An 11,762-nucleotide genomic window follows, 5' to 3' on the forward strand; every position below is an offset into this window, starting at 1 on the left:
AACCGAAATCTACGTGCAGGCCGCAGGCCTACTTTTCTTTATGCGTGATTCTCTTGTGTCCGCCGGTGAAGCCGACTATCCGGGCAATCTCTTCGTCGTGGCCGCTCCAAGTGGGGCAGGCAAGTCCAGCCTGGTCAAGGCGTTGCTGGAGCTGGATACGCGTGTGGCACCCACGGTCTCGCACACCACGCGCGCACCACGCGGCCAGGAAAAACATGGCCGTGAGTACTTTTTCATCTCCGATGCGGAGTTTGACGACATGGTGGCCAATGATGCCTTTCTGGAGTGGGCCAACGTGCATGGCAACCGCTATGGAACGGCCAAGCGAGCGGTGGCCGATCGCATCGCGCAAGGGGGCGATGTCGTGCTGGAAATCGATTTCCAGGGGGCCATGCAGGTGCGGCGGGTGTTTTCCAATGCGGTGCTGATCTTTATTCTGCCGCCCAGTCTGGAGGAGTTGCGCGCGCGGCTGGAGCGCCGCGGGGAGGACCGCCCCGACGTTATCGACCTGCGCATGCGCAATGCCAGCGTCGAGATGGCGCAGGCCGAGAAGTTCGACTTCGTTATAATTAACGAGGTTTTCGAGCGTGCGCTCTTTGACCTCAAGAGCATTGTGCAGGCGCAGCGGCTGCGCTATGCGGCCCAGCGTCGGGCAAGGCGCGACGTGTTCGCGGCGCTTGGTATCGCCTGAAGCGTGAAGGGGCGGCGGGGCGTGCGCTTGGCGCTGGTTATGCGCGTAAGCGCTTTTTCGTTTTATTTCATCGGGCCTGCAGGGCCCGAGCAGGATTTCTCATGGCACGCATCACCGTAGAAGATTGTCTCAAGCAGATTCCTAACCGTTTCCAGCTGGTGCTGGCCGCGACCTACCGGGCCCGCATGATCAACCAGGGACATGCGCCCAAGGTCGAAACCAATAACAAGGCCGCCGTGACGGCGCTGCGCGAGATCGCGGCAGGCAAGGTCGGTCTCGAAATGCTCCGACGCGTGCCGCTGTGACGCGGTGTGCCCCGGTGGACATGGCCCGCGGCCTTCTGGCGGAATTTCCTCGCCGCACTGAACACCCTTCGGGGTGTTTTGTTTTTTACCAACAGTCGCTGCTGAAGTAGCGGGCTTTTGCTACATTTGCAAGATGACGATGTCCGGACATGCAAATGCAGTCATTCACCGCGCACCGGCGCCCGCCTCGCCCGCCAATGCGGCCGTTTCTGCGCTGAGCGCCGAGCATGCCGCGCTGGTGGCCAATGCCTATGCTGGTTTTGCGCGCACCATTGCCTACCTTTCCGAGGACGATCAGGCACGCGTTGAGCGTGCCTTTGCATTTGCGCAGCAGGCGCACGCCGGACAGTATCGCAACAGCGGCGAACCCTACATCACGCACCCCATCGCGGTGGCGCAGTTGTGCGCGCAATGGCATCTGGACAGCCCTGCACTGGCCGCCGCGTTGCTGCACGATGCGATGGAGGATTGCGGCGTCTCGAAGCAGGATATTGCCGCGCAGTTCGGGCAAGACGTGGCCGATCTGGTGGATGGGCTGACCAAGCTGGACAAGCTCGAGTTCCACTCGCGGGAGGAGAATCAGGCGCAGTCCTTTCGCAAGATGCTGCTGGCGATGGCCAAGGATGTGCGCGTCATCCTCATCAAGCTGGCCGATCGCACCCACAACATGCGTACGCTCTCGGTGGCGCCGCGCAGCAAGTGGCGCCGCATCTCGCGCGAGACGATGGACATCTACGTCCCCATTGCCAATCGCCTTGGGCTCAATGCGACGGTGCGCGAGCTGCGCGAGCTGTCCTTCAAGCACCTGTACCCCTGGCGGTACCAGACGCTGGTCAAGGCGGTCGAACGTGTCAAGGCCAGGCGGCGCGGGATGGCCGAGCGCGTGCGCTCCGAGTTGGAGAAGGCCTTTGCGCAGCGGCAGATCAAGGTGCGCCTGCTGGAGCGCGAGCAGGAGCTCTACAAGGTCTATGAGCAGATGACCCGCAAGGGCCTGAGCTTCGCCAAGGTGAGCGACATCTTTGGCGTTCAGGCACTGTTTGAGAACGTCTCGGACTGCTATACAGGCCTAGGCGTTTTGCATCAGACCTATCGCCCCTTGCCTGGCCATTTCAAGGACTTTATCGCCAATCCCAAGCCCAACGGTTACCAGTCACTGCATACGGCGTTGCTCGGACCGTCCGAGGTGGAGGTGGAGGTGGAGCTACGCACGGAGATGATGCATGTCGTGGCCGAAACCGGGATTGCTGCGCACTGGCTCTACCAGTCCAACGGGATGGACCGCATGCTGGCCGACAGCCTCAATGGCCGCTGGCTTGAATCGATGCTGGAGATCGAGAATGTCTCCGACGACGCCAGCGAGTTCCTCAGCGACGTCAAGGTGGACCTGCACCCGGAGTCTGTCTACGTCTTCACGCCCAAGAACCAGATCCTCACGCTGCCCATCGGCGCGACGGTGGTGGATTTTGCCTACGCGATCCATTCCAACGTCGGCGATCACATCGCTGCAGCCATGGTCAACGGCCAGCCCGCGTCGCTGCGCACAGTGCTCAAGAACGGCGACACGATCGAGATCATCACCGCCGATGACGCCACGCCCCATCCCGGCTGGCTGGAGTTCGTCAAGACCGGGCGGGCTCGCTCGAAGATTCGCAGCCAGCTCAAGCATGCCAATCAGCAGGAAACCAGCGCGCTCGGCCTGCGTTTGCTGACACAGGCCCTGCGGGTGGCTGGCTACAACGATCTGCCGGCAGACTCTCCGCTGGCAGACGCAATCTGGCAGAACCTGGCGATTCTGCACCAGGGCAAGTCGCGTGAGCAGATCCTGCAGGACCTGGGCCATGGCCGTCTGATTGCGAATGAACTCGTCAAGCAGATCGGGCAGGTGCTGCAGGGGCTGGGTCTGCGCCCGGATGCGCTGGTGCTGTCCAAGGAGCGGCTAATGGCCCCGGCGCCGGCTGCGGTGCTGGCCATCGGCGGCGCCGACAGTGCGCCAGTGCGCTACGCAGCCTGCTGCGGCCCCTTGCCTGGTGATGCCATCACGGGCATTCTGGTCAGCGGTCGTGGCCTGGAGGTGCACCGGCAAAACTGTCCGGTCGCCGAACGTCGGCGCGCCAAGGAGCCGGCATCGTTCGTGCCGGTAGAGTGGGCTGAGGAGCCCGTCGGCGAATTCGACGCAACGCTCATCCTGCACCTGCGCAACACCAAGGGTGCGCTGGCCGAGGCCACTGTGGTGATGGCCCAGTCGGAGGTGGACATCCGCCGCATCGACATGGTCGAGGAAGGTCGGCTGGAGGCCATCGAGATCCGCATGGGCATTACGGTGCGCGATCTGGCACACATGGAACTCTTGCTGAAGAACCTGCGCCGCGCCCGCAACGTACTGCGCGCCCAGCGCTTCATGGCGGAGTAGAAACCCGCTGCTGCAAATGCCTGGTCTGCCGCATTGCGGTTGCCAACCGTTAGAATCTGGCGCTTGACCGGGCCTGGGCGTGCCAGCATGGCGCGCCCTTTTTGTTGCGCCGTGCACAAGGTCAGGGGCAGCAGGCAGAATCTGCGCCCGCGCAGTGCGTAACTCCTTCAGTTGGAATCCATGGACCATATTCGTAATTTCTCGATCATCGCTCACATCGACCATGGCAAGTCCACGCTGGCCGACCGCCTGATCGAACTGAGCGGGGGGCTGAGCAAGCGTGAGATGTCCGCTCAGGTGCTGGACTCTATGGACATCGAGAAGGAGCGCGGCATCACCATCAAGGCGCAGACGGCGGCGCTGCAGTACAAGGCGCGCGACGGCAAGGTCTACAACCTCAATCTGATCGACACGCCCGGCCATGTCGACTTTTCCTACGAGGTCTCGCGCTCGCTGTCGGCGTGCGAGGGCGCCTTGCTGGTGGTGGATGCTTCCCAGGGGGTGGAGGCGCAGACTGTTGCAAACTGCTACACGGCCCTGGATCTAGGGGTTGAGGTGCTGCCAGTTCTGAACAAGATGGATTTGCCGCAGGCCGATCCCGAGCAGGCCAAGGCCGAGATCGAGGACGTCATTGGACTGGACGCGTCCGATGCCATTGCCGTGTCAGCCAAGACCGGCATGGGCATTGAGGAGGTGCTGGAGCTGATCGTGCGCAAGGTGCCGCCGCCCAAAGGTGATCCTGAAGGGCCACTGCGCGCCATGATCATTGACAGCTGGTTCGATGCCTATGTGGGCGTGGTGATGCTCGTGCGCGTGGTCGATGGCAGTTTGCGCAAGGGTGAGCGCATCCGCATGATGGCCACCGGCGCCACGTATGAAGCGGGATCGCTGGGCGTGTTCACGCCTGCATCCTCGCCGCGCGAGGCGCTGCATGCTGGCGAGGTGGGCTTCATCATCGCGGGCATCAAGGAGCTGCAGGCGGCCAAGGTCGGCGACACCATCACGCTGGAGAAGAAGCTCCCCAACAATGCCGGGCCGGCGCAGACGCCGCTGCCAGGGTTCAAGGAGGTGCAGCCGCAGGTCTTTGCCGGGCTTTATCCGACCGAGGCCAGCCAGTACGACGCGCTGCGTGACGCGATGGAGAAGCTGCGGCTCAACGACGCGGCGCTGCAGTACGAACCGGAAGTGTCGCAGGCCTTGGGATTTGGCTTTCGCTGCGGATTTCTGGGCCTGCTGCACATGGAAATTGTGCAGGAGCGGCTGGAGCGCGAGTTCGACCAGGATCTCATTACCACCGCGCCCAGCGTTGTCTACGAGGTGGTGCAGGGCGACGGGCAGGTGGTGCTGGTCGACAACCCCTCCAAGATGCCCGATGCGGGCAAGATCCAGGAAGTGCGCGAGCCGATCGTGGCGGTCAACATCTTCTTGCCGCAGGACTACGTGGGCGCGGTCATGACGCTGTGCAACCAGAAGCGCGGCATCCAGATGAACATGGCCTACCATGGCCGGCAGGTGATGCTGACCTACGAAATGCCGCTGGCCGAGATCGTGCTGGACTTTTTCGACAAGCTCAAGTCCGTCAGCCGTGGCTATGCCTCGATGGATTACGAGTTCAGGGAGTACCGGCCATCGGACGTGGTGAAGGTGGACATCCTGCTCAATGGCGAGCGGGTCGATGCGTTGTCCATCATCGTTCACCGCAGCCAGGCGCAATACCGGGGCCGGGCGGTGGTCAACAAGATGCGTGAGGTGATTGACCGGCAGATGTTCGATGTGGCCATCCAGGCGGCCATCGGCGGGCATATCATCGCCCGTGAGACCGTCAAGGCGCTGCGCAAGAACGTGCTGGCCAAGTGCTACGGCGGTGACATCACCCGCAAGCGCAAGCTGCTTGAAAAGCAAAAGGCGGGCAAGAAGCGCATGAAGCAGATCGGTTCGGTGGAAGTGCCGCAGGAGGCATTCCTGGCCATCCTGCAAGTTGAGGATTGATTGTTGTGAAACCCATTGCTGTATTTACCGGGCTGCTGCTGGCGGCCACTGCCGCCTACCTCGCCCTGTGGCTGAGTGGCCAGATCAAGGGCAATTTCCCGTTGTTGCTGCTGCTGGCGACCGTCGTGACCGGCCTGTACTGGCTGGCCGAGAAGCTGTACTTTTTGCCCCGGCGTCGCAAGCAGGCACAGGAACTCGTCGAGCAGTGGCAGGCGCGTCGTCATGCGCTGGAGGCGCAGGGCATCACGCCGGAAGAGGGCGATATCAACCAGGTGGCCACACGCGCCATGCGCCAGCCGTGGTGGCTGGATTGGACGGCAGGGCTGTTTCCCGTCATCGCGGTGGTGTTCGTGCTGCGCTCTTTTGCCTACGAGCCATTTCGCATTCCCAGTGGCTCGATGATTCCGACGCTGCTGGTCGGCGATCTGATCCTGGTGGACAAGTTCACTTACGGTCTGCGCATGCCGGTGTGGAACACCAAGCTGACGGAAGGGCGCGCGCCCGAGCGTGGTGAGGTGATGGTGTTCCGCTATCCTCCCAATCCCCGCATGGATTACATCAAGCGCGTCATCGGCTTACCCGGCGACGTCGTCAGCTATCAGAACAAGCGCCTGAGCATCAACGGCCAGGCCATCAGTACCGTCCCTCAGCCTGACTATTTCGACCAGGACTCGATGCGCCACGCCAAGCGCTGGGAGGAGACGCTGGGCGGACGCTCCTACGACGTTCTCACGATTCCTCAGATGCCGGCAATGGTGATGGCGGCCGACAATTTTCCGTATCGCGACCATTGCGAATACAGCATCGAAGGGGTGACCTGCCGCGTACCCGAAGGCCATTATTTCGTCATGGGTGACAACCGCGACAATTCGCTGGATTCGCGGGTCTGGGGCTTCGTACCCGAAGCCAACGTCGTTGGCCGGGCCGTTGTGGTCTGGATGAATTTCTCGGATCTGAGTCGCATCGGTAAAATTCGGTAACCGCGTGGCCGCTTGGCAGCTCGGTACCATCAGACCAATATGATTCGATTGAGGGCGGACATGACTGCAGCGACCTTTCCCATTGCATTCCGGCGCAACCTGCGCTTTGCTGCTACGCAGCGCGGTATTTCCTTCGTCAGCCTGTGCCTGCTGGTGGTGGTGCTGGTGTTTGCCGGCTATGTGGTATTTCGGACGGTGCCGGTCGTCACCGAGTATCTGGCGATCCAGCGCGCCCTCAAGCAAGCGGCCACTGGCGCAACGGTACTCGAGGTGCGGCAGCTATTCGAGCGTCAGGCCAGCATCGATTACCTGGACCAGTATGCCGATCCCGTGCGTTCGCAGGACTTGTCTGTGACCAAGCAGAACGGGGTGGTCGTCGTCGAACTGGAGTACACCCGTGAGGTTCCATTGTTTGGACCGGCGTATCTCACGTACAAGTTGCATGCCACCTCCAATTGATGTCCACTTCCGCACGTCTGCCGGTCGCGTGCTCGTGGCAAACGTTTCCTACCATTGAGCCAAGATTACACTGAGTTGCTTGCCCGTCTGGGGTGCACATTGCCACAGCCGCAGGTGTTGCGCCGTGCGCTGACGCACCGCAGCCATTCGGCCGATCATAACGAGCGCCTGGAATTTCTGGGTGATGCCGTGCTCAACCTGTGCGTGTCGCGCTGGCTGATGCAGAAGCTGCCCGAGGCAACCGAAGGCGAGCTTTCTCGCACCCGCGCCAATCTCGTCAACGAGACCGCGCTGCACCGCATCGCATTGGATTTGCAGCTGCCGCAATACCTGCTCCTCGGAGAAGGCGAACGCAAGACTGGCGGACAGCTACGTCCATCGATTCTGGCAGATGCGGTCGAAGCGTTGATTGGCGCCATCTTCGAGAGCGCGGGGTATGACCAGGCGCAGGCGGTGGTCGAGCGGTTGATGGGGGCCGTGGATCTATCCAGTACGGCGAGGGCCACGTCCAAGGACCCCAAGACCAGCCTGCAGGAGTGGCTGCAGGCCAAGCGCCTGCCGCTGCCGACATACAGCCTGTTGGGTGTCCATGGGCTGGAGCACCTGCAGACATTCGAGGTGCGTTGCGAGATCCCCAGCCAGAAGGTGTCGGCCACGGGAAAAGGGGCGTCGCGCAAGGCTGCTGAACAACAGGCTGCAGCGGCGACACTCGCACTGCTGGCCGCCAAGGAGAAACGTCGTGGATGATTCCCAATCTTCCGAGTCCGGAACGCTTGCATCCGCTGTCGGGCAGCGCTGTGGCATGATCGCGATCGTCGGTCGCCCCAATGTAGGCAAGTCGACCTTGCTGAACGCGCTGGTGGGCCAGAAAATCAGTATCACATCTCGCAAGGCGCAGACCACGCGGCACCGCATTACTGGCATCCGCACCGAGGGCGATACCCAGTACGTGTTCGTGGATACGCCCGGCTTTCAGACCAAGCACCAGTCGGCGCTGAACAAGTCACTGAACAAGGCCGTCACCGGTACCGTTGGCGATGTGGACCTGATCCTGTTCGTGGTCGAGGCGGGTTTCTTCTCGCTCAAGGATGCGCAGGTACTGGCGTTGATCCAGGGGCGCGCGCCGGTGATCCTGGTGGCCAACAAGCTCGATACCATGCACCGCCGCTCGGAACTGGCGCCGTGGCTGCAGGGCATGCAGCAGCGCCACGATTTTGCCGAATTCGTGCCGATGTCGGCCAAGGCACCCAAGGATGTCGCGCGCCTGCTGGAGATCTGTCGCAACTATCTGCCCCAGCAGGGCTGGTGGTACCAACCCGACGAATTGACGGACAAGAGCGAGCGCTTTCTGGCCGCAGAGATCGTCCGCGAGAAGCTGTTTCGTCTGACTGGCGACGAGTTGCCGTATACATCGACGGTGATGATCGACAAGTTCGACGAGGAACCTGGCAAGACTGCCAGCCGCATGCTGCGCATTGCCGCCAGCATCATTGTCGAGCGCGACGGCCACAAGGCCATGGTGATCGGCGAGAGGGGAGAGCGGCTCAAGCGTATCGGCACCGAGGCGCGCCAGGAGCTGGAAAAGCTCATGGACGCGAAGGTGTTTCTGGAGCTGTGGGTGAAGGTGCGCTCGGGCTGGTCCGACGATGCCGCGCGCTTGCGCTCCTACGGCTACGAGTGAGGGCATGGCGTCCGCCGCTCCGGTGCCCGCCCGCAGGTTCCGGCGGGCCAGCCGTCATCATGCCTGGGTGCTGCACCAGTATCCGTACAGCGAATCCAGCCTGGTCGTGGAACTGTTCACCCGCGAACGTGGGCGCGTGGCCGTGGTTGCCCGCGGCGCGAAGAAGCCGACGTCGAACTTCCGCGCCTTGCTGCTGCCCTTTCAGCTGCTGCGCGTGGACTACAGCTACGACGACAGCGAGCACGGCGAGATCGGCGCCGTCCGCGCGGTCGAGCGGCTGCAGGGGCCGGCATCTCCGCGTGGTGAGGCCCTGCTGGCGGGGCTTTATCTCAACGAGTTGCTGATGCGCATGTTGGTGCGCGGCGATGTGCAGGCGGATGTTTTCGATGCCTTCAAGGCAACCTTGTTCGTGTTGTCGAACGACCCCGGCGAGGCACTGGAAACCTTGCTGCGGGCGTTCGAGCTCGTGATGCTGCGCCAGCTCGGGCTACTGCCGGATTTGTCGGTGCAGACCGTGGACCAGACACCACTGCAGCCCGAGCGTCGTTATGCGCTGATGCCAGAGGTAGGTCTGCACGCTGCCATGCCGGGGCAGCGAGGTTTGTCCGGTGCGCAGTGGCAGCTACTGCAGCAGGCGCTGCTTGCGCCCCAGCCGCTGGCCGCATGCATGCGTGCGTTGGGCGAGGATGCGGCAGCGCTCAAGCCGCAGCTGCGCAGTGCCTTTGCCCACTATCTGGGTGGTGAACTGGCTACGCAGCGCATGATGCGTGGCCTGCGTGGACTATGAGCGCTGCCGATGCATTGGTTTGAATTGTTGATGCATGGCATTGCACTGCTGATGCCGGCGTGGGCGCTTTCGCTGCTGTTCACAGGGGCGGCGCGCTGGCTCTGGCGCAAGCCTGGCTGGCGCGTTGACTGGTGGACCAATGCGCTGCTGCTGGGGGTGGCCGGATCTGTCTGGAGCCTGCTTGCACTCGTTTGGACGGGAGCGGACGGCAGTGTCGTCCAGTATGCGCTAATGGTCGTAGGCTATGCAGCCCTTCAGGCGTTGCTGATGCGCCAGTCGACGTAGAACCGATTCTCACATGTGCGCAGATGCTCCGTCCGTGCGCCAGCCAGCGAGGTTGGTCAGCACGATGTTGCGCAGCGCGTCGATCCAGACAGGGTCGTCATTCAGGCACGGGATATAGCGGAATTCACGGCCGCCATTGGCCAGGAAGGCGTGCCGTACTTCCATATTGATTTCTTCGAGCGTTTCCAGGCAGTCGCTGGCAAAGCCCGGGCATAGGACGTCAATGGTCTTGATGCCATTGCGCGCAAGCGCCTCGACGGTCGGCTGCGTATAGGGCTGCAGCCATTTGGCTGGACCAAAACGCGACTGGAAAGTGACGGAATACTGCGTGGGCGCAAGGTTCAGGCGCTGCGCCAGCAGCCCTGCCGTCTGCAGACATTGTTGCGCATAGGGATCTCCCAGCGCCACATTGCGCTGGGGAATGCCGTGAAAACTCAGCACCAGATGATCTGGGCGCCCGTGTTTCTGCCAGTGCCGGGTCACGGAGTGCTCCAGAGCCCGCAGGTAGCCGGCATCGGTGGCGTAGTCGCGCACGATGCGCAGTGCGGGAATGTTGCGCTGGCGCCCACACCAGGCGTTGACGGCATCCACCACGCTGGCCGTCGTGGTGCCCGAATACTGCGGGTAGAGCGGCACGACCAGCATGTGTGCAATTCCCTGGCGCTGCCACTGCTCCAGGGCGGTGGTGATGCCGGGCTGGCCATAGCGCATGCCGACTTGCACGTCGACGTCGCTGACGCCAGCTTCACCCAGCCAGCCTCGCAGCATGGTGGCCTGCCGTTGCGTGTAGACGAGAAGCGGTGAGCCTTCTCCCTCGATCCAGACCTTGCGGTACTTTTGCGCCGACTCCTTGGGTCTACGGACCAGCACGATGCCGTGAAGAATGGGCTTCCAGAGCAGCCGCGGCAGCTCGACCACACGCCGGTCTCCGAGGAATTCGGCCAGGTAACGCCGCACGGCTGCGGGCTCGGGCGAATCGGGCGTGCCGAGGTTGCACAGCAGCACCCCAATGCGGCGTGGCGGTGCGGAAGTTTGCGAAAGGTCGGTTGCCATGAGCGAAGCGCTGTGCAAAGAGAGGGAAGGCAGTCAGTCTACGTCTGTTTTGGCGGTCTGCCCGCGGAAGGCGGGTCGGGCTTGGGCATTGCCAGTTACCATTATTGATTATTCGTCAACAGTGCAGGGCAGCACGGTGCGCGTGGCGAGCCCGGGCCGCTGTCCGGCAGTCGGATCGTGCGCCGTGCCATGTGGGACGCATGGCATGTGCCCTTGAGGCGATCTCCAACTTTCAGAGGTATTTCCCCCATGACGGCGCGCAGCGATTTCCGTTTTTTTTCACACCACCAAGTGCGCTGGGCAGAGGTGGACATGCAACAGGTGGTGTTCAACGGGCATTACCTGCAATGGATCGACGACGCGATGACTGACTACTGGCGGGCGCTGGCAGTGCCTTATGCGCAGTCCATGGCGTTGCTGCGGGGCGAGTGGTATGTGCGCAAGGCAGAGCTGCTCTACCATGCTCCGGCAACGCTTGATGACTGGCTGGCCATCGGACTGGCGATGCGTCGCATCGGTAACAGCTCGCTGCATATCGATGTGGGTATTTTCCGCGGTGAGAAGCTGTTGACGCAGGCACAGATGGTGTATGTCTTCGCCGATCCGAGCACGCATACGGCCAGGCCGGTCCCCGAAGCGTTGCGGCAGGCACTGGCTGATTTTGAGGCCGGCGAGTCGGTGGTGCAGGTGCGCACGGGCAGCTGGCAGAGCCTGGGTGATGCGGCCGCTGCCGTGCGTAAGGCGGTATTCGTTGATGAACAGGGGTTTGCGCTGGAGGAGGAGTGGGACGGCCTGGATGCGCAGGCGCTGCATTGCGTACTGTTCAACTGCCTGCAGATGCCCGTGGCCGTCGGACGCATGCTGGTACATGCGCCGGGAATTGCCCGCGTCGGGCGGATGTGTGTCGTCAAGGCGTTGCGTGGCATGGCCTACGGTGCACAGGTGCTCGCTGCGCTGGAGCAGGCGGCCAGAACGCGCGGCGACCGGCAGATCGTGCTGCATGCGCAACTGGCAGCGCAGAGCTTTTACCGCCGTCAGGGCTACCAGCCCCATGGCGAAGTGTTCGATGAGGCAGGCGCGCCACACATCGAAATGGTCAAGTCGCTGCAGGATTAAGGCTGG

12 protein-coding genes are annotated in these 11,762 nt (G+C 62.6%); 11 read left to right on the forward strand and 1 reads right to left on the reverse strand.

From position 1 onward, the window contains the following. The first annotated feature begins 40 nt into the window (after positions 1-40). The 10 genes from gmk to AAV94_RS13160 all read left to right on the forward strand — a co-directional run bounded on the left by gmk (position 41) and on the right by AAV94_RS13160 (position 9,587). Positions 41-691 carry a guanylate kinase gene (gene gmk, locus AAV94_RS13115; RefSeq protein WP_046742713.1) on the forward strand — a complete coding sequence of 217 codons (651 nt, stop codon included), beginning with the start codon at positions 41-43 and terminating at the stop codon, positions 689-691. A gap of 101 nt (positions 692-792) precedes the next feature. After that, on the forward strand, positions 793-996 hold the full coding sequence (rpoZ, locus tag AAV94_RS13120; RefSeq protein ID WP_046742657.1) for a DNA-directed RNA polymerase subunit omega: 204 nt from the start codon (positions 793-795) through the stop codon (positions 994-996). 133 nt (positions 997-1,129) lie between these two features. Beyond that, positions 1,130-3,406 (forward strand): RelA/SpoT family protein, encoded by a 2,277-nt coding sequence (locus AAV94_RS13125; protein ID WP_231731432.1) that lies wholly within the window; start codon positions 1,130-1,132, stop codon positions 3,404-3,406. Positions 3,407-3,586: 180 nt separating this feature from the next. After that, positions 3,587-5,395, forward strand: a complete 1,809-nt coding sequence (gene lepA, locus AAV94_RS13130) for a translation elongation factor 4 (protein WP_046742658.1) — start codon at positions 3,587-3,589, stop codon at positions 5,393-5,395. A 5-nt stretch (positions 5,396-5,400) separates the two neighbouring features. Beyond that, the gene (lepB, locus tag AAV94_RS13135) at positions 5,401-6,375 is read left to right on the forward strand and encodes a signal peptidase I (RefSeq protein ID WP_046742715.1); all 975 of its coding nucleotides are present in this window, start codon (positions 5,401-5,403) and stop codon (positions 6,373-6,375) included. 60 nt (positions 6,376-6,435) lie between these two features. Further along, on the forward strand, positions 6,436-6,834 hold the full coding sequence (locus AAV94_RS13140) for a DUF4845 domain-containing protein (protein WP_046742659.1): 399 nt from the start codon (positions 6,436-6,438) through the stop codon (positions 6,832-6,834). Positions 6,835-6,888: 54 nt separating this feature from the next. Continuing rightward, a complete protein-coding gene (rnc, locus tag AAV94_RS13145) occupies positions 6,889-7,581 on the forward strand; it encodes a ribonuclease III (RefSeq protein ID WP_046742660.1) in 693 nt (230 codons plus the stop codon). Between the two features lie 55 nt (positions 7,582-7,636). Continuing rightward, complete coding sequence (gene era, locus AAV94_RS13150) at positions 7,637-8,515, forward strand: GTPase Era (protein WP_084824925.1); 879 nt, start codon at positions 7,637-7,639, stop codon at positions 8,513-8,515. 4 nt (positions 8,516-8,519) lie between these two features. Beyond that, positions 8,520-9,302 carry a DNA repair protein RecO gene (gene recO / locus AAV94_RS13155; protein WP_046742662.1) on the forward strand — a complete coding sequence of 261 codons (783 nt, stop codon included), beginning with the start codon at positions 8,520-8,522 and terminating at the stop codon, positions 9,300-9,302. Between the two features lie 9 nt (positions 9,303-9,311). After that, positions 9,312-9,587, forward strand: coding sequence for a hypothetical protein (locus AAV94_RS13160; protein WP_046742663.1), 276 nt, complete (start codon positions 9,312-9,314; stop codon positions 9,585-9,587). 9 nt (positions 9,588-9,596) lie between these two features. Here AAV94_RS13160 and hemH read toward each other — a convergent pair whose 3' ends face one another. Next, positions 9,597-10,640: a ferrochelatase gene (gene hemH, locus AAV94_RS13165; RefSeq protein WP_046742664.1), complete on the reverse strand. Its 1,044-nt coding sequence runs from the start codon at positions 10,638-10,640 to the stop codon at positions 9,597-9,599. Between the two features lie 249 nt (positions 10,641-10,889). Between hemH and AAV94_RS13170 the strand changes: the two genes are divergently transcribed. Next, positions 10,890-11,756 carry a YbgC/FadM family acyl-CoA thioesterase gene (locus AAV94_RS13170; RefSeq protein ID WP_046742665.1) on the forward strand — a complete coding sequence of 289 codons (867 nt, stop codon included), beginning with the start codon at positions 10,890-10,892 and terminating at the stop codon, positions 11,754-11,756. Positions 11,757-11,762: the final 6 nt, after the last annotated feature.

Source organism: Lampropedia cohaerens (assembly GCF_001005215.1).
Lineage (GTDB): Bacteria > Pseudomonadota > Gammaproteobacteria > Burkholderiales > Burkholderiaceae_C > Lampropedia > Lampropedia cohaerens.

Bases quoted from the DNA above. Each gene is read 5' to 3' on its own strand.
- AAV94_RS13125 (WP_231731432.1), top strand. From the start codon at position 1,130: ATGACGATGTCCGGACATGCAAATGCAGTCATTCACCGCGCACCGGCG.
- AAV94_RS13160 (WP_046742663.1), top strand. From the start codon at position 9,312: ATGCATTGGTTTGAATTGTTGATGCATGGCATTGCACTGCTGATGCCG.
- AAV94_RS13140 (WP_046742659.1), top strand. From the start codon at position 6,436: ATGACTGCAGCGACCTTTCCCATTGCATTCCGGCGCAACCTGCGCTTT.
- gmk (WP_046742713.1), top strand. From the start codon at position 41: ATGCGTGATTCTCTTGTGTCCGCCGGTGAAGCCGACTATCCGGGCAAT.
- rpoZ (WP_046742657.1), top strand. From the start codon at position 793: ATGGCACGCATCACCGTAGAAGATTGTCTCAAGCAGATTCCTAACCGT.
- AAV94_RS13170 (WP_046742665.1), top strand. From the start codon at position 10,890: ATGACGGCGCGCAGCGATTTCCGTTTTTTTTCACACCACCAAGTGCGC.
- lepA (WP_046742658.1), top strand. From the start codon at position 3,587: ATGGACCATATTCGTAATTTCTCGATCATCGCTCACATCGACCATGGC.
- hemH (WP_046742664.1), bottom strand. From the start codon at position 10,640: ATGGCAACCGACCTTTCGCAAACTTCCGCACCGCCACGCCGCATTGGG.
- recO (WP_046742662.1), top strand. From the start codon at position 8,520: ATGGCGTCCGCCGCTCCGGTGCCCGCCCGCAGGTTCCGGCGGGCCAGC.
- era (WP_084824925.1), top strand. From the start codon at position 7,637: ATGATCGCGATCGTCGGTCGCCCCAATGTAGGCAAGTCGACCTTGCTG.